Source organism: Bradyrhizobium sp. BLXBL-01 (assembly GCF_051853025.1).
Taxonomy (GTDB): domain Bacteria; phylum Pseudomonadota; class Alphaproteobacteria; order Rhizobiales; family Xanthobacteraceae; genus Bradyrhizobium.
This window is the reverse complement of the sequence record NZ_CP182471.1, coordinates 4,631,357-4,648,258: the sequence shown is the minus strand read 5'-3', so window position 1 is coordinate 4,648,258 and position 16,902 is coordinate 4,631,357. Positions and strand designations below refer to the sequence as shown.

Annotated in this window: 19 protein-coding genes; 13 read left to right on the top strand and 6 right to left on the bottom strand. The window is 66.0% G+C overall.

All coding sequences use genetic code 11. The annotated features are described in order from the left end of the window. Nucleotides 1-193 precede the first annotated feature (193 nt). Nucleotides 194-466 carry a transcriptional regulator gene (locus ACNJYA_RS21745; protein WP_246571336.1) on the top strand — a complete coding sequence of 91 codons (273 nt, stop codon included), beginning with the start codon at nt 194-196 and terminating at the stop codon, nt 464-466. A 9-nt stretch (nt 467-475) separates the two neighbouring features. Here the strand turns inward: ACNJYA_RS21745 and ACNJYA_RS21740 are convergent, their stop codons facing one another. Then, on the bottom strand, nt 476-1,726 hold the full coding sequence (locus ACNJYA_RS21740) for an SAM-dependent methyltransferase (protein ID WP_172786440.1): 1,251 nt from the start codon (nt 1,724-1,726) through the stop codon (nt 476-478). Nucleotides 1,727-2,002: 276 nt separating this feature from the next. Here ACNJYA_RS21740 and ACNJYA_RS21735 point away from each other — a divergent pair, with 276 nt between their 5' ends. The 3 genes from ACNJYA_RS21735 to ACNJYA_RS21725 all read left to right on the top strand — a co-directional run bounded on the left by ACNJYA_RS21735 (nt 2,003) and on the right by ACNJYA_RS21725 (nt 4,084). After that, nucleotides 2,003-2,899 (top strand): hypothetical protein, encoded by an 897-nt coding sequence (locus ACNJYA_RS21735; protein WP_439400711.1) that lies wholly within the window; start codon nt 2,003-2,005, stop codon nt 2,897-2,899. A gap of 109 nt (nt 2,900-3,008) precedes the next feature. Beyond that, nucleotides 3,009-3,605 (top strand): TetR/AcrR family transcriptional regulator, encoded by a 597-nt coding sequence (locus ACNJYA_RS21730; protein WP_439400710.1) that lies wholly within the window; start codon nt 3,009-3,011, stop codon nt 3,603-3,605. Between the two features lie 11 nt (nt 3,606-3,616). Continuing rightward, nucleotides 3,617-4,084: a PaaI family thioesterase gene (locus ACNJYA_RS21725; protein ID WP_212257535.1), complete on the top strand. Its 468-nt coding sequence runs from the start codon at nt 3,617-3,619 to the stop codon at nt 4,082-4,084. Nucleotides 4,085-4,158: 74 nt separating this feature from the next. Here ACNJYA_RS21725 and rplI read toward each other — a convergent pair whose 3' ends face one another. From rplI to rpsF, 4 genes are all read right to left on the bottom strand, one after another. Further along, complete coding sequence (rplI, locus tag ACNJYA_RS21720; RefSeq protein ID WP_172786444.1) at nt 4,159-4,758, bottom strand: 50S ribosomal protein L9; 600 nt, start codon at nt 4,756-4,758, stop codon at nt 4,159-4,161. Nucleotides 4,759-4,809: 51 nt separating this feature from the next. Next, entirely contained in the window at nt 4,810-5,787 is a 978-nt protein-coding gene (locus ACNJYA_RS21715; RefSeq protein ID WP_172786445.1) for a DUF2232 domain-containing protein, read from the bottom strand. Between the two features lie 131 nt (nt 5,788-5,918). Next, nucleotides 5,919-6,158, bottom strand: a complete 240-nt coding sequence (gene rpsR / locus ACNJYA_RS21710; protein WP_007592020.1) for a 30S ribosomal protein S18 — start codon at nt 6,156-6,158, stop codon at nt 5,919-5,921. Between the two features lie 5 nt (nt 6,159-6,163). Beyond that, nucleotides 6,164-6,631 (bottom strand): 30S ribosomal protein S6, encoded by a 468-nt coding sequence (gene rpsF / locus ACNJYA_RS21705; protein WP_025035823.1) that lies wholly within the window; start codon nt 6,629-6,631, stop codon nt 6,164-6,166. Nucleotides 6,632-6,977: 346 nt separating this feature from the next. On the opposite strand from rpsF, the gene ACNJYA_RS21700 reads away from it, so the two are divergent. From ACNJYA_RS21700 to gmk, 9 genes are all read left to right on the top strand, one after another. After that, on the top strand, nt 6,978-7,682 hold the full coding sequence (locus ACNJYA_RS21700) for a TetR/AcrR family transcriptional regulator C-terminal domain-containing protein (RefSeq protein WP_439363264.1): 705 nt from the start codon (nt 6,978-6,980) through the stop codon (nt 7,680-7,682). A gap of 3 nt (nt 7,683-7,685) precedes the next feature. Then, complete coding sequence (locus tag ACNJYA_RS21695; RefSeq protein WP_439363263.1) at nt 7,686-8,711, top strand: fatty acid desaturase family protein; 1,026 nt, start codon at nt 7,686-7,688, stop codon at nt 8,709-8,711. Nucleotides 8,712-8,914: 203 nt separating this feature from the next. Further along, nucleotides 8,915-9,874: an ACP S-malonyltransferase gene (fabD, locus tag ACNJYA_RS21690; protein WP_172786448.1), complete on the top strand. Its 960-nt coding sequence runs from the start codon at nt 8,915-8,917 to the stop codon at nt 9,872-9,874. Between the two features lie 11 nt (nt 9,875-9,885). Continuing rightward, nucleotides 9,886-10,623, top strand: a complete 738-nt coding sequence (gene fabG, locus ACNJYA_RS21685) for a 3-oxoacyl-[acyl-carrier-protein] reductase (protein WP_172786449.1) — start codon at nt 9,886-9,888, stop codon at nt 10,621-10,623. Nucleotides 10,624-10,934: 311 nt separating this feature from the next. After that, nucleotides 10,935-11,174 (top strand): acyl carrier protein, encoded by a 240-nt coding sequence (locus ACNJYA_RS21680; RefSeq protein ID WP_008551805.1) that lies wholly within the window; start codon nt 10,935-10,937, stop codon nt 11,172-11,174. A 108-nt stretch (nt 11,175-11,282) separates the two neighbouring features. Beyond that, a complete protein-coding gene (fabF, locus tag ACNJYA_RS21675) occupies nt 11,283-12,548 on the top strand; it encodes a beta-ketoacyl-ACP synthase II (RefSeq protein ID WP_212257540.1) in 1,266 nt (421 codons plus the stop codon). A 127-nt stretch (nt 12,549-12,675) separates the two neighbouring features. Then, nucleotides 12,676-13,959 carry an endolytic transglycosylase MltG gene (mltG, locus tag ACNJYA_RS21670; protein WP_172786451.1) on the top strand — a complete coding sequence of 428 codons (1,284 nt, stop codon included), beginning with the start codon at nt 12,676-12,678 and terminating at the stop codon, nt 13,957-13,959. A gap of 117 nt (nt 13,960-14,076) precedes the next feature. Beyond that, nucleotides 14,077-14,964 carry a YicC/YloC family endoribonuclease gene (locus ACNJYA_RS21665; RefSeq protein ID WP_439400709.1) on the top strand — a complete coding sequence of 296 codons (888 nt, stop codon included), beginning with the start codon at nt 14,077-14,079 and terminating at the stop codon, nt 14,962-14,964. 3 nt (nt 14,965-14,967) lie between these two features. Continuing rightward, nucleotides 14,968-15,627 (top strand): guanylate kinase, encoded by a 660-nt coding sequence (gene gmk / locus ACNJYA_RS21660; RefSeq protein WP_439400708.1) that lies wholly within the window; start codon nt 14,968-14,970, stop codon nt 15,625-15,627. On the opposite strand, the gene ACNJYA_RS21655 is transcribed toward gmk, so the two are convergent. Beyond that, complete coding sequence (locus ACNJYA_RS21655) at nt 15,560-16,789, bottom strand: hypothetical protein (protein ID WP_439400707.1); 1,230 nt, start codon at nt 16,787-16,789, stop codon at nt 15,560-15,562. The genes gmk and ACNJYA_RS21655 overlap by 68 nt on opposite strands. Nucleotides 16,790-16,902: the final 113 nt, after the last annotated feature.

Here is a 16,902-nt window from a genome sequence, read left to right as displayed (position 1 = left end):
TTTAGACCAGCAGGAGGTAGACCAGCGCAACCAGGGCCGCCCCGACGCCGGTGACGATCAGGGCGTAATCGGTGCGGAGGTCGTCCTGCACGTCGAATGAGGTTTGGGTCTCTTTGCTCATGGCGACGGTCTAAGCCAGGCCCGACCAGACTTATGTGAAACAGATCACATCTCCCCGGATTCTTTCGGGGTCATGCCGGAACAGGCGGAGGGGCAGGGGATTATCTCTTTTCCCGCCGACAGGGATACGAGGCGAGCGATGCAGCCAGAACGGCAGCACCAGAACTGGCGAAGCGAGGCAGGCAGCCGGCTTTGGCTGTCCGGGTTGGTCGCCGCCATGAAGCATGCGGAGCGGCCCGAGGTGCGTCGCCAGCCGGTCGCCCCCGAAATCCTGCTGGAATTGCGGGCGCAATTGGCGTTAACGGCGTCTTTCCGGACATCCGGGACTTCGACGCTTCGTCACTAGGATCCGGACCTATTCGCCAGCCAGCTTGAGCCTTGGCGTGGCCGCGCCCTCCCGCGCCCGCAGCCGGGCTTCCTCCCGCGGGACGTAGTCGCGGGTCATCGGCACCACGCCCTGGCGACGGGTGATCTGGATCTGGAAGTTCATCATGGCTTGCTTGCGGAACGTCATCTCGCAGGCCGCCAGGTAGAATTCCCACATCAGGGCGAAGCGCTCGTCGTAGAGCTGCACGGCTTCCTCGCGCCGCGCCATGAAGCGCTCGCGCCAAGCCCTCAGCGTCTCGGCATAGTGCAGGCGCAGAATCTCGATGTCGCAGACAAGGAGGCCCGCACGCTCGATCGCCGGCAGCACCTCCGACAGCGCGGGGATGTAGCCGCCGGGGAAGATGTATTTGGCGATCCAGGGATTGGTCGAATCCGGGCCCTGCGAACGGCCGATCGAATGCAGCAGCATGACGCCGTCTTCCTTCAGCAGCTCGGCGCAGCGCTGGAAGTAGGCGTCGTAAAACCTTGCCCCGACATGCTCGAACATACCGACGGAGACGATGCGGTCGAACGTACCGTCGACGTCGCGATAATCCTGGAGCAGGAATCTGGCCGAGCCCGCCACGCCCTTTTCGGCGGCGCGCGCATTGGCGACCTGCAGCTGTTCGGTCGACAGCGTCACGCCGGTGACGTCGGCGCCTGCAATCTCGGCGAAATAGAGCCCGAGGCCGCCCCAGCCGGAGCCGATGTCGAGCACGCGCTGGCCGTCCCTGACGAGAAGCTTCGCGGCGATGTGCCTTTTTTTGGCAAGCTGCGCGTCGTCCAGCGACATCTCGGGCGTCTCGAAATAGGCACAGCTATATTGCTTGTCGGCGTCGAGAAAGAGCGAATAGAGCCGGCCGTCGAGATCGTAGTGATGCGCGACGTTTTGACGGGAGCGGGGGCGGGGATTGAACTGCTTGAGGTGCCGCGTCAGGTAACGCAGGTGCCACCACGGCTTTGCCCACTGCGGCAATAGGTCGGGTTGATCGAGCAGGATCGCGAGGGCATCAGCTATGCTGCCACGCTCGACCACGAACTCGCCGTTCATGTAGGCCTCGCCAAGCCCCAGCTCGGGATTAATGAGGACCCTCCGCTCGGCGTCCGCGGTGACGAAGCGGACCGCGACCGGCTCGCCGGAGCCGTCGCCGACGGTGAACTTCGATCCGCTGGCGCCGGTCACCGTCAGCGAGCCGCGGCGGATGAATTGAGACAGGAATCGACGCAACAGACGGTCCATCGGCACTCCTCTCGAGCGAACCCGAAAGATGCGACTAACCCGGCCTTCATATCTGACGCCCAGGCGCCGCAGCGGTTCCTATGCGTTTGCATCTAAATCTAGCGAGCCGGTTCCGGCCGCGCTATTGCACTGTATTCAAAGTAGATATTCGAAAACCGCTTAACCACATCCTTGCGCGTGGACCTGCTTCCATTCGCGGCTCAATCGGTTAAAAGGTGACCGCCGCCGCACCGGATGCCGGCTGCTTCGCAGTAAAATTCAACGGAGATCATGGGAATGTCGAGCCGAGCGCTCAGCCTCGCGACGGTGATGCTTCTGATTGGCTTCGGTGCGGCCGATTCCGTCCTTGCGCAGGCGACGAACCTCGAGGCCGGCAAGTCCCCGTCCCAGCTGTTCGCGCAAACCTGCAATGCCTGCCACAAGAGCCCGCGTGGACTGCTGAAGTCCGTGTCGCCCGGCTCGCTGCCCGGTTTCCTGCGCCAGCACTACACCACGAGCTCGGACATGGCGGGCGTCCTCTCCGCCTATCTGGTCTCCAATGGGGCCACCGACACCCGCTACCAGGCCAAGGACGGCAAGAAGGACGGCGCTTCGCCGGAGCAGCAGGGCCGACGCCCGCGCGCGCAGGAGGCCGCCAGGCCCGAGGGCGAGGGCGCCACTCCGGCCGCCGAGGGCACGCGCCAGAAGCGTGCCGCACGGCCGGCCGATGACGGCGCGAAGCCCGAGGGACAGGCTGCGCCCGAGGGACGCAAGGGCAAGCGCCGCGCCAAGCCCGGGACCGAGGAAGCCCCGAAGGTCGATGCGGCCGCACCGGCGGTTGACGACAAGAAGAGCGAGCCGAAGCCGGAGGCCGTCAAGCCTGACAGTGCCAAGGCCGAGCCAGACAGCGGCAAGGCATCGGAGAAGCCGGTCGAGGCCAAGCCTGATACTGCGAAGGTCGAGCCGCGCGGCGACGCTCCGGCCTCGCGACCCGACCCCGTCCCGCAGGTGACGCCGGCTGCACCTGCCGCCGCGAAGCCTGCCGAGCCGGCGGCGCCAAAGCCGGCCGAAGAGGCTGCTTCCAGGCCGGCCGCCCCCGCAGCCAGCTCCGAGCCGGCGGCCAGGCCGCAGCCGGCCCCGCCCGCGGCGCCGGCCGAGTCCTCCGGTCCGCCGGCACCGCCGATCTCGCGGTAAGTCCTTTACAGTCCTTAGACAGACGAGCGGAGGCCGCCTTCATGGCGGCCTCCGCTCCGTATTGACCAGTTCTAGAGCGTTGCTCTAGAGTAATACTCCAGGAGGCGCGATGGCAGCGAGCGTGCGAGACGATCTGTTGGCGGCCGGGCTGATGGTGTTCGACCGCGTCGGCTTCGAGGCCGCGACGGTGGCCGCGATCCGCAGCCGGGCGCGCGCTTCCAATGGCAGCTTCTTCCACGTCTTCGGCTCGAAGAAGGAGCTCGCCGGTGCGTTGTTTCTGGAAGTTCTGCGGCAATATCATTCTGCGGTGCTGGCCGCGCTCGATCCCGTGCCCGATGCCGAGCACGGCATCGATCGCCTGATCCGGGCGCATCTCGACTGGGTCGTCACCAGCCGGCGCGAGGCGCGCTACCTCTTCGAGATCTCGCGCAGCGAATGGGGCGAGGACGTGCGCGACGCCCAGCGGGCGCAGAATGCGCGGCTTGCCGAAGGCATCGAGCGCTGGCGCGCGCCGCTGGTCGCAAGCGGCGAGCTTCTGCCGATGACGCCGGCAATGTTCATAAGCCAGCTGATCGGTCCGGCGCAGATCTTCTGCCGCGCCTTCCTGTCGGGGCGCGACCGCACCGATCCGCGCATCGAGGCGGACACGCTGATCGCCTGCGCCAAGCGCGCGCTGAGGCCGTTCGATCGCATCAACAAGCAATAAGGGGAGACCGCATGCGGGCCGAAGCTGATCCGGAATTTGCGCCGATTGCCGAGCGCATCCACGCCAATGTCGGCCGACAGGGTTTCATGAACCTGGTCGGCGCCGAGCTCTCCGAATTGTCGCGCGGCACCTGCACCATCGCCGTGCAGCGACGGCCGGAGCTCTTGCAGCAGCACGGCTTCTTCCACGGCGGCGTCACCGCCTTCCTGGTCGACAACGCCACGACGATTGCGGCCGCCACCTCGCGCGGCCAGCCGGCGCTGACGGCGGAATACAAGCTCAATCTGTTGTCACCCGCGGTCGGCGAGAAGCTGATCTGCCGTGCCAGGGTCATCAAGCCCGGCCGCCAGGTCGCGGTGGTCGCGGCTGACGTGTTCTGCGTCAGCGACGGCGTCGAGAAGCATACGGCCACCGCGCTGGCATCGATCGCGATGCTGAGCGAGGACGTCGCTGCAAAAACGAAAAGCCCGGCCGCGTGACGCGACCGGGCTGATCCATATCTCGAGCTTCCGGGTCTGGTCCTTCGGACCATCCCGGAATGACGAGATCGGAGTTACTTCTCTTCCGCGGCCGGGGCCGGCGCGACGTCGTCGTGCTGGGCTTCCGGATCGAAGAACTCGCCGGCGGCGGCGATCGCTTCGGCGGCCGCATCGCGATCCTCGTTGCGGGTCGAGATGTCCTCGCCGCGGTTAATGCGCTCGGCCTCGTCCTGGCTGCGCGCGACCGTCACGGTGATCTCGACCTCGACCTCGGGATGAACGGCAACGGTGATCGAGTGCTTGCCGATGGTCTTGATCGGCGCGTCGAGCTGGATCTGCGGACGGGCGAGCGAAACGCCGTCGGCTTCGAACGCGATCACGATGTCACGCACGTTGACCGAGCCGAACAGCTGGCCGGCTTCCGACGCCTGACGGATCACGATGATGTTCTTGCCCTCGATCTTCTCGGCGACCTTGGACGCCTCGGCCTTCGAGGCGAGGTTGCGCGCTTCGAGCTCGGCCTTCATGCCGTCATACTTGGCCCGGTTGTCGGCGGTGGCGCGCAGCGCCTTGCCGCGCTTGAGCAGGAAATTGCGAGCATAGCCGTCGCGAACTTTCACGACTTCGCCCATCTGGCCGAGCTTGTTGACGCGTTCCAGCAAAATGACTTCCATATTCGTTCTCCTTTTGAAGTGCTCTGTAGGGTTTCAGTTTCGGGGTTGAACTCAGGGGGTAGGCAGTGGTGGCGGCTGCCGGCTGCGCAGGAAGCGCTCGCGGAAGCCGAACACGGCGTCCGCAAGGCCGAGGATCACCATCGCGATCACGGGCCACCCGAACACGACGACGGCGGCGTAGGTCGAGCCGAGCCAGAACGTGCGGCCGTTCAGCGCGAGCGTCAGCGTATGCAGCACGGCGAAACCCGCCAGCGCATAGCTCATCATCAGCGCAGCGGTGGCGATCTGCGCCACGATGGCCAGCAGCCCACCGGTGAAGCAGAAGGCAAGCGAGATGCACAGCACAACCAGCGTCATCTGCGGCAGCTCGGTGGCCTTGAGATCCGGCCAGGGACGGCGCAGCCGGCCCGATGTCGCGGTCACCTTGGCGCTGAGCCAGAGGTTGAGAGTTAGCGTCATCGTCGCAGCGATGGTGGCGGCGGCCGGTGCGATGCGCACCAAGGCGTCGACGAACTGACTGGCTTCACCCGAAGTTTGCGGGTCGGTGGCGCGCAGGAGGCGCATCAGGCCACGGCGCAACGTGCCGGTGATGGTCTCCGCGTCGGTCCCAAGCGTGAGCAGAGCGGCCATCGTGGTCAGCGTGGCGAAGCCTGCAATCCAGAGCAGGATGCGGCCGACCGGGTACCACTCGATGTCCGGCTCCGCGGCGGGCGCCGTGCCGGTCGCAGGCGCTGTGCTTCCCACCTGACGCCCGAGCAGGACCAGATGGCCGAGCCACCACGCCGGCAACGCGACGGTGACGGCGAAGGCGATGCAGTAGGGCAGGCCGAACAGGGCGCCAAGGCCGATCGCGGCAGCGATGCCGCCGAGGCTCGCGCAAAGCGGGCCCCAGCCGATCGCGGCGACCATCAGAGGGAGCGGAGCGAGATAGAACAGGACGAGCGAGATCAGCGCGCCCGAAATGATCGAGGCGAACATCAGGGCCGACGCAGCGCCGGCGATCAGGGCTATCAGTCCAAAGGCCATCATCAGCTGTCCCGCTCCCTTCGAGCGGTTAGAGGCATCGTTTGCCCCAACCATCGGCGACCGGACGACCCGGAAGCCTTATGAGTTCGAAGTCGCGACCGGCGGCTGAGCGGCCGCCGGTCGAATTGGTCGTGTCAGCGAATGACGTAGGGCAAGAGGCCCAGGAAGCGCGCGCGCTTGATGGCGCGGGCGAGCTCACGCTGCTTCTTCGCGGACACCGCGGTGATGCGGCTCGGCACGATCTTGCCGCGCTCGGAGACGTAACGCATCAAGAGCTTGGAGTCCTTGTAGTCGATCTTCGGAGCATTGGCGCCCGTGAACGGGCAGCTCTTGCGACGACGGAAAAACGGGCGGCGTGCACCAGCTTCAGCCATGATTCTTACTCCCCATCCGTGGTTTCAGCTTCGTCACGCGGGCGGCGCGGCCCGCGATCGCCGCGGAAACCGCCCTCGCGGTCGCCACGGAAGCCGCCTTCGCGCTCACCGCGGAAGCCACCGCCACGGTCGTCACGCTCGCGGTCGCGATCGGCCTTGCGCATCATCGCGGACGGGCCTTCCTCGAGCTCCTCGACGCGGACGCTGAGATAGCGGATCACGTCCTCGCTGATGCGCTCCTGGCGCTCGATCTCGGCGATCGCCGCGGACGGCGCGTCGATGTTGAGCAGCACGAAGTGCGCCTTGCGGTTCTTGTTCATGCGGTAGGTGAGGGACCGCACGCCCCAATTCTCGGTCTTGGTGATCTTGCCGCCGAGACCCTCGACGATACCGGTCATCTGCGCAGTCAGCTCTTCGACCTGCTGCGGGCTCGCGTCCTGACGCGCGAGAAAAACATGCTCGTAAAGAGGCATGGTCGTCCTTTCCTCATGTTGGCGCATCGCCCGGCGTCAAACCCTTAAGAGGCCTTCGGAAAGGACTCTGGGATCAAGCTCAGAAGGCGGAAACACGGGACGACGGGCCGACTGGCCCTGCCACACCAAAATCACGAATGATTTGCTGAGACCGTCCGTTCAGCTCCCGGCCGGGGTCTGCGGATGGGCGCCTTATACGGATTTTGGCCGGCTTTGCAAGGTTGGAGGGGCCATTTCGAGCCGTGTTCTTCCTTCCCAGACCGGCAGGACCCCCATCCTCCAATACCAAGATTCGCTTGATCTATTTGTTTGTATGACATACAAATAAGCCAGCGGAGAGGATCCCATGGCGGAAACGTCGGCCGATGCGCCGCTCGAGGCGGCAGGCGCCCCCAAGCACGCCGCGCGCGCGACGCGCTCGGCCGGCCGCAAGATGCGGTCGCTGCTTCTGGATGCTGCGAGCCCGCTGTTTCGGGAGCGCGGGCTGTCCGGCACGGCGATCACCGACATTGCGGCCGCCGCGGACGCATTTCCGAGCCAGATCACCTATTACTTCCGCACCAAGGAGGCGCTGTTCGTCGAATGCGCCTGCCGCGATCTCCTGTACCTGGCGCGGGCCACCGAGCAGGCGGCGCTGAAGGCGAAGACGCCCCGGGAATACACCCGCGCACTGGCCGAGACCGTGACGGCGAGCGATTCGGTCGCCTTCTTTGCCGAAGCGCTGACGCTGACGCGGCGGCGCCAGGATCTCGCGCCATTGGTCGAGCGGACCATCGAGCGCCTGCACAGCGAGGGTGCGCGCGCTTATGCGGGACAGGTCGAGCGGCACGGCTGGCGCTCGCTGCGCGCGCCCGACGAAAGCTCGCGGCGCTTCTGGGCCGTCGCCATCGGCGTCATTCTCGAAGGCTATGCGATGGGCCGTTCGCCCGAGGCGCTCTGCGCCGAGATGCTGCGCGTGCTGGGCGAGCAGGCGAAATCCACTGAAGACACCGGGCGCCTGCGTCTCGTCGAGGCGCGTGAAGCATCCGACAATTCGAACGGAGAGGGCTAGGCCATGACCGCGCTTCGCATGCGTGCCCGCGATTTCCTGACCGATGATCAATTGGCCGAGGTGCGTCAGCGCGCGACGTGGAAAGGCGCTGCGCTGATCGCGCACGCCTGGGCCCTGATCATTGGAGCCATCGCGCTGGTGGCGTGGTGGCCCAATCCGCTCACCTATATCTTTGCCGTCGCCATCATCGGCTCACGCCAGCTCGGCCTTGCGATCCTGATGCATGACGGTGCGCATGGCTGCCTGTCCGCCGACGAGAAAACCAATCTGGCGCTGAGCCAGTGGTTCTGCGCCTATCCGCTGTTTGCGGAGACACGCAGCTACCGGCGCTACCACTTGCAGCACCACGCGCGCACGCAGCAGGAGGATGATCCCGATCTCGTGCTGTCGGCGCCGTTTCCGATCACGGGGCTGAGCTACCGCCGCAAGTTCATCCGCGACATCACCGGGCAGACCGGCTATCAGCAGCGCAAGGCGCAGCTGCTCAACGCGCTCGGGCCAAGGGACTGGTCATGGCGGCAGCGTGCGGCGCATTTCTGGGAGATGCTCGGCCCGCAATGTGTGGTCAACGGGATCATGTTGGCCGCGCTCGCGGCGGCCGGCGTGTGGTGGGCCTATCCGCTGCTCTGGCTGGTGCCGCTATTGACCTGGATGATGGTCATCACCCGCATCCGCAACATCGCTGAGCACGCCGTCGTCCCCGATAGCAGCGACCCCTTGCGCAACACGCGCACGACGCATGCCAATTGTCTCGAGCGCCTGTTCATCGCGCCGTATTATGTGAACTATCACCTCGAGCATCATCTCTTGTTCTACGTGCCTTGCTATAATTTACCGAAGGTACACCGCCTGCTGAGTGCCAGCCGCTACGCCGGCCGCATGGAGGTGCAGCCGAACTACGCTTCGGTGCTGCGGCTCGCCACCGCAAAGCCGAATCGCGAGGATCGGCCGGGGCAACTCGTCAACAGTGCGCGCCGCGCGCGGGCCGGGGCGGACGTCGATGCCAACCAGACCGCCGGCGGGTTTTGAGGGAGTTCATTCCCCGGCGAATGCTGCTCCAGGTTCCCGTCTCGGCTTGACAGTGCGACCCCGGACGGTGTCTACGGCCCCCTTTGGAGCATGATCCGGAACCATGGCCCAAGGAACCATGGCCAAGGAACCACGGACCAAGGCCGCGCGTAATCGGCTGCCGGTTCTCGAAAGGGATCATGCCTGACAAGCAGGGAGCGCCCATGACGGCTGCATTCACATTTCCTGGGCAGGGTTCCCAGGCGGTCGGCATGGGCAAAGCCCTGGCCGAGGCCTTTCCGGTGGCGCGCGCCGTGTTCGACGAGGTCGATGCCGCGCTCGGCGAGAAGCTGACGGCCATCATCTGGGAAGGTCCGGCCGAAACCCTCCAGCTCACCGAGAACGCCCAGCCGGCGCTGATGGCGGTATCTGTCGCGACTTTGCGCGTGCTCGAGGCTGAGGCTGGTTTTTCCGTGGGACGAGACGCGGCCTTCGTCGCCGGCCACTCGCTCGGTGAATATTCGGCGCTGGCAGCGGCCGGCAGCCTGACGGTGTCGGATACTGCGCGTCTGCTTCGCACCCGCGGTCTCGCAATGCAAAAGGCGGTCCCGGTCGGCGCCGGCGCGATGGCCGCGCTGCTCGGTCTCGACTACGAGGCCGCCATGGAGGTCGCCGGCGAGGCGGCGCAGGGGCAGGTCTGCCAGGCCGCCAACGACAATGGCGGCGGCCAGGTCGTCGTCTCCGGCGACAAGGCCGCGGTCGATCGCGCCGTCGAGATCGCCAAGGCCAAGGGCGCCAAGCGTGCGATGCTGCTGCCGGTGTCCGCCCCGTTCCATTGCAAGCTGATGCAGCCGGCTGCGGATGCCATGGCGGAGGCGCTCTCGAAGGTCACGATCAAGGCGCCGGCGGCACCGCTGGTCTCGAACGTGCTGGCGAGCGCCATCACCGATCCCGACGAGATCCGCCGCCGCCTGGTCGAGCAGGTCACCGGCACGGTGCGCTGGCGCGAGTCGGTGGCCTATATGGCCGGGCAGGGCGTCACCCGCTTCTTCGAGATCGGTGCCGGCAAGGTGCTGACCGGTCTCGTCAAGCGCATCGCGGACGGCGCGGTCGGCATTGCGGTCGGCGGCCCGAACGACATTGCCGCCGCCAAGGATGCATTGGCCGCTGCGAAGCAGGCTTAAGGGAGTCATCAATGTTCGATCTGACTGGCCGAAAGGCGCTCGTCACCGGCGCGACCGGCGGCATCGGCGGCGCGATCGCGCAGGCGTTGCACGCGCAGGGCGCCACCGTCGCCATATCAGGGACGCGCAAGGAGGTGCTGGACGAGCTGGCCGGCAAGCTCGGCGAGCGCGCCCATGTGCTGCCCTGCAATCTCTCCAAGGCCGATGAGGTCGAGGCGCTGGTGCCGGCTGCGGAAGCGGCGATGGGCCAGGTCGACATTCTCGTCGCCAATGCCGGCATCACGCGCGACAATCTCTTCGTGCAGCTTCGCGACGAGGACTGGGACGAGGTCATCAACGTCAATCTGACCGCGACCTTCCGCCTGGCGCGCGCCGCGACCAAGCTGATGATGCGCAAGCGCTTCGGCCGCATCGTCGCCATCACCTCGGTGGTCGGCGTCACCGGCAATCCCGGGCAGGGCAATTATACGGCGTCGAAGGCCGGCCTGATCGGCATGATCAAGACGTTGGGGGCCGAATACGCCAAGCGCGGCGTGACCGCGAACTGCATCGCGCCCGGCTTCATCAAGACGCCGATGACCGATGCGCTCAACGACAAGCAGCGCGAAACGATTCTGACCAAGGTTCCGGCCGCCCGCCTGGGAACGCCCGAGGACATCGCGGCGGCCGCCGTCTATCTGAGCTCGAACGAAGCAGCCTATGTCACCGGGCAGACCATCCACGTCAACGGCGGCATGGCCATGATCTGATGTCTCGTGCCGCAGCGCCCGTCAGGGCGGTGCGGCATGCGGCAAACGGCCGTTTCCGGAGCGAAATGAGGCTTGTAGTCAAGGCAATTGAAGTATGATAACCGGACCTTCAACGGATGGGCAAAGAACGCCATTGCAGGTTTTTGAAACCCTGTATATTGGCGATGCGGAGCCTTTGGCCGTCGTTCGCCGGGGCCTCCATCGGTTAGGATGGGCCAAATCAAGTTCGTAAGCGAAGGCAGTCAAACGACCACGACGGCTCGTATCGTCCCGGGGGGTCGGGTCTACAGGGAACAACACGAGGTTAAGCAATGAGTGACATTGGCGAGCGGGTTAAGAAGATCGTGGTCGAACACCTTGGTGTTGAACCCGAGAAGGTTGTCGACAACGCGAGCTTCATCGACGACCTCGGCGCCGACAGTCTGGATACCGTCGAGCTGGTGATGGCGTTCGAAGAGGAATTCGGTTGCGAGATTCCGGACGACGCTGCGGAAACGATTCTCACCGTCGGCGACGCCACGAAGTTTCTCGAGAAGAACGCGAAGAGCTAAGGCTCTTCATTTCGCGGGGACAAGCATTGAAACCGGACGGGCCGCTTCGCAGCGGCCAGCCGGTTTCTTGTTATTGGCCGTGAATCTTTCGATGCGGAGTTTTCGGATATGAGGCGGGTTGTCGTCACGGGTCTCGGCATGGTCTCGCCACTCGGCTGTGGCGTCGAGCCGACCTGGAAGCGCATCCTCAACGGCGAAAGCGGTGCGCGCAGGATCGAGAGCTTCGATGTCTCCGATCTGCAGACCAAGATCGCCTGCACGGTCGTGCGCGGCGACGGGTCGAACGACAGCTTCAATCCGGACAAATGGATGGAGCCGAAGGACCAGCGCAAGGTCGACGACTTCATCATCTTCGGCATGGCCGCGGCCGGTCAGGCGCTCGACGACGCCAACTGGCATCCCGAGACCGAAGAGGACAAGTGTGCGACCGGCACCATGATCGGCTCCGGCATCGGCGGCCTCAACGGCATTGCCGACACCGCGATCCTGCTGAAGGAGCGCGGACCGCGCCGGGTGTCGCCGTTCTTCATTCCGGGCCGCCTGATCAATCTCGCCTCCGGCTACGTCTCGATCGCGCACGGGCTCAAGGGACCGAACCATTCGGTGGTCACCGCCTGCTCGACCGGCGCGCATGCGGTCGGCGATGCCGCCCGCCTGATCGCGCTCGGCGATGCCGACGTGATGGTCGCGGGCGGCGCCGAGTCGCCGATCAGCCGCATCGGCATTGCCGGCTTCAACGCCGCGCGCGCGCTTTCGACCGGTTTCAATGAGACGCCCGAGAAGGCCTCGCGTCCCTACGACAAGGACCGTGACGGCTTCGTGATGGGCGAGGGCGCCGGCGTCCTCGTGCTGGAAGAGCTGGAGCACGCCAGGCGCCGCGGCGCGAAGATCTATGCCGAGGTGATCGGCTACGGTCTTTCCGGCGATGCCTATCACATCACGTCGCCGTCGCCCGATGGCGATGGCGGCTTCCGCAGCATGTCGGCCGCGCTCAAGCGCGCCGGGCTGACGCCGTCCGATCTCGACTATATCAACGCGCACGGGACCTCGACGCCGCTCGGCGACGAGATCGAGCTCGGCGCGGTCGAGCGTCTGCTCGGCAACGCCGCCTCCAAGGTCGCGATGTCCTCGACCAAGTCGTCGACCGGCCATCTGCTCGGTGCGGCCGGTGCCATCGAAGCGATCTTCGCGATTCTGGCGATTCGCGATAATGTCGTGCCGCCGACGATCAATCTCGACGCTCCGTCGGTCGAGACTGCAATCGATCTCGTGCCGCATAAGGCAAAGCAGCGTGAGGTCAACGTCGCGTTGTCGAACTCTTTTGGTTTTGGCGGTACCAATGCGTCGGTGATCGTCCGGCGCCTTGTTAGTTAGTTTGTGTTTGAGACGAATCCACCGTTTTGCCGTATTCGGCGATAGTCATGGACGTGGGCGCGTGCGTTTTTGGCAGGGCAAGCGATTGTCGGGCCGCGATTGAACCGGCAGGATTCAGGTTGTTTCGATGAGTGAAAGGCCGCCCATTTCACCCCGGAGTCCGCGGGCCGCGCTCGAGCCCGAGCAACTTCCGCCGCCGCCCAAGCGGTCGGACCGTGCGCGCAATCCGTTCGTCATCGTCGGCAACGCCATCATCACCCTTCTGCTGATCGCCATGCTCGGCGCCGGCGGCGTCTATTATTACGGCCGCCAGGTGCTCGAGGCGCCCGGACCGCTGAAGGAGGACAAGATCGTCAACATCCCGCAGCGTGCGGGCAAGCGCGACATCGCCGAGACGCTGAACCGGGAAGGCGTGACAGACGTCAATCCCTGGGTGTTCATCGCCAGCGTCGCCGCGTTGAAGGCGAGCTCGGACCTCAAGCCAGGTGAGTATTCGTTCCAGAAGAACGCCTCGCTGCGCGACGTCATCGGCACCATCGTCGAGGGCAAGGTGGTGCAGCACGCGGTCACGATACCGGAAGGGTTGACCTCCGAGCAGATCGTGGCGCGGCTGTCCGACAACGACATCTTCACCGGCAGCGTGCGCGAGCTGCCGCGCGAAGGCACGCTGCTTCCGGAGACCTACAAATTCCCGCGCGGCACGCCGCGCGAGCAGGTGGTCCAGCGCATGCAGCAGGCGCACAAGCGCGTGCTGACGGAGATCTGGGAACGCCGCAATCCCGACATTCCGGTCAAGACGCCGGAGCAGCTCGTCACGCTGGCGTCCATCATCGAGAAGGAAACCGGCAAGCCCGACGAGCGCAGCCGCGTCGCTGCGGTGTTCGTCAACCGGCTGAAGCAGCGGATCAAGCTGCAGTCCGATCCGACCATCATCTACGGCCTCGTCGGCGGCAAGGGCACGCTGGGCCGGCCGATCAAGCGCAGCGAGATCACACAGCCCTCGCCCTACAACACCTATGTGATCGAGGGCCTGCCGCCGGGCCCGATCGCCAACCCCGGCCGCGCCTCGCTGGAAGCCGCCGCCAATCCGGCCCGCACCCGCGACCTGTTCTTCGTCGCCGACGGCACCGGCGGGCATGCCTTCACCGAGACCTACGACGCGCACCAGAAGAACGTCGCCAAGCTGCGCGCGATGGAGAAGCAGATCCAGAACGACACGGTCGAGCCGGCCGAGGACGCGCAGCCGCCGGCGGCTGCCGGGTCCGGCGCTGCCGACGCGCCGACCGCGACCACGCCGGCGCGGCCCAATCAGCAGAAGAAGCCGCCGGCGGCACGCCCGGCTGGCCCAGCCAATCCCGCACCGGCCCGACAGGGCGCAGTGCAGGGCTCGCCGCCGGTGGTCCAGCGCTAAAGCCCGCGCGCAGACCAGCTGCCGGGCATTGCTGATTCCACTTTCCGGCAAAATAGTCTTAAGATTCGCGTGGCTTGATGGCCTCGCGAATCCCGTGTTCCTGGAGAATCTGAACTGATGGCGCTGTCGTCCATGACCGGCTTTGCGAGATGCCACGGCGCGAGCGGGCCGTATACGTTCGAATGGGAGTTGAAGTCGGTCAACGCCAAGGGCTTCGACTTGCGCGTGCGGCTGCCGCAGGGCTTTGACGAGCTCGAGGCCCATGCCAAGAAGCGCGCCGGCGAGCTGCTCTCGCGCGGCACCGTCTACGCCAATCTCAACGTCAAGCGCACCAACGCCGCCGCCACGGTGCGCGTCAACGAGGACGTGCTCAACGCCGTGCTGAAGGCCGCCGCGCTGATCTCGGGGAAGGTCGACGCGGTGGCGCCGAGCATCGATGGCCTGCTCGCCATCAAGGGCGTCGTCGAGGTCGCCGAGCCCGAGGGCGACGAGGAGGAGGACAAGGCCGCGCGCGCCGCGGCCGCCGAGGCCTTCGACAAGGCGCTCGACGAGCTCGTCGCGATGCGCAAGCGCGAGGGTACCTCGCTCGGCCAGATCCTGACCCAGCGCGTCGACGAGATCGAGCAGCTGGCGAGAAGAGCGGAAGCTGCGCCCGGCCGCAAGCCGGAGGCGATCAAGGCGAAGCTGGCTGAACAGATTGCAGCGCTGCTCGACACCTCCGACCGTTTCGATTCCGACCGCCTGATGCAGGAGGCGATCCTGATCGCGACCAAGGCCGACATCCGCGAGGAGCTCGACCGCATCGCCTCGCACATCGCGCAGGCGCGCGAGCTGATCGGCAAGGGCGGCCCGATCGGCCGCAAGCTCGACTTCCTGGCGCAGGAGTTTCACCGCGAGGTCAACACCTGCTGCTCGAAGTCGAACGACATCGAGCTGACCAATACGGGCCTCGCCATGAAGAACGTGGTCGAGCAGTTCCGCGAGCAGGTCCAGAATCTGGAGTGATCGATGACGACGGGCGGTCACGGAACTGACGGTGTCGAACGGCGCGGGTTGATGTTCGTGCTGTCCTCGCCATCAGGCGCGGGCAAGACGACGCTGTCGCGGATGTTGCTTGAGCGGGAGCCCGGCCTGAAGATGTCAGTGTCGGCGACTACCCGCCAGAAGCGCCCTGGAGAGGTCGAGGGGCGCGATTATTTTTTCGTCGACAAGGGCGAGTTCGAGAGGATGGTGGAGCAGGGTGAACTGCTCGAATGGGCCACCGTGTTCGATAATCTCTACGGGACGCCGCGCGCTCCGGTGGAGGCGGCACTGTCGGCCGGGCAGGACGTGCTTTTCGACATCGACTGGCAGGGCACGCAGCAACTGCACCAGAAAGCCAGCGTCGATGTCGTTCGCGTCTTCATCCTGCCGCCGTCGGCGGCCGATCTCGAGAAGCGCCTGCACTCGCGCGCGCAGGATTCCGACGAGGTGATCCGCAAGCGGATGAGCCGCGCCAGCCACGAGATGAGTCACTGGGCCGAGTACGACTACATCGTGATCAACCACGCGGTCGACGAGGCCTTCGCCGAGGTGCAGTCGATCCTGAAGGCCGAGCGCCTCAAGCGCGAGCGGCGGATCGGCCTCGTAGGCTTCGTTCGAAGTTTGCAAGGTCAGCTTCAAGGTTAGGCCGCGACAGGCGCGGCCCTTGCTTGGCCAGCTGTTCCAGCATCGTCGTGATGCCGTCGACGTCGACGGCATCGGCGTCACGACCTGCCGACGCGTCATCGTGAGCCTTGCCGATCTCGCCAGCGGCGAGCTTGGGCGCTGCGGCGACGGGCCGGAATATCTTCTCGACCGTCTCGTTCCCGACCTTGTTGCTTCTGGTCTCGACGGGTTCTGCGGCCGGAGCGGCGGCACGTTGTCTGCGCGCGTCGATCAGCTCGATCTCGCGGCCGATCGCGGCAAGCTTCGTCGCTTGTCTTGTCGGTTGCGGACGTGCCGCATCGAAGTCGATCGGGCGCGGCGGCTGGGCGGCGGCCGGCTGTGAATCGCGCCAGGGCGCGCGGCTTCCCTCCTGGTTCTGCGCCTGCCAATCGTCCCAACGCCCGTGACGGTCCGCCGACCGGAGCCGGACGCGCGCGCCGGCGAAGCGGTAGATGAGGCTGGCCAGGATTCCAGCGAGCGCGAGCGCGCCGCCGATCACGAGCAGCAGCATCTGCAGCGAGCCGGTCGGCTTCTCAGTCGTGCTGTTGTCTGCCGCAGCGAGCGCCACGGGCGAGGAGGATTTCGACGCCTTTGCGCCCGGCTGCGCGGCTGCCGCGACAGCGGTCGGTGCCGGCGACGACGCGGGGGGAGCGGATGCAGTGGAGACATCGGGCCAGGGTGCGGCGCCAGCGGGTTGCTGCGCGTTGCCGTCAGAGGCCTGGTCCGCGGATTGTTGCACCGGCGCGGCAGCGGCGGCTTGCATCGGAACGTTCGCCGTCTTGGCAGCAGCAGTTCCGCGCGGCGTCTGATATTCCGCGCGCGCGTCCTGCACCGGGTTCTGCTGCGGCGCCGGCGCGTCCGCGGTCGGTGGATCGCTCACGGCCGGGGCGGCCTGCGCGGTCCTCGCGCTCTCCTTCTCACCGGCGGCGCGCAGATACCAGCATTTCCGCTTCGTCGTGCGATCCAGGCGATAGTACCAGTGCTGGCCCTGCGGCGCGGCATCCTTCGGCGAAGCCAGGCAGTCGGGGGCCGCGTTGGCGGTGCTCGATGGTGCAGGCGCGTTCTGCGACACGGCGGCTAGTGGCGCGCCGGCAAGGATGCTGCCAACCAGCGCGGATACGAACTTTGCGGTGCGGTTGCCCATCCTGGTCTCCCGGTTACGCATGACGCAACTCTTAACCACCCCTTTGTCATCAAAGACTTGGGTGGCAATGAGCCGCAAATCCGGAGAGGATGTGGCTTGAATCGGGCCTGCGC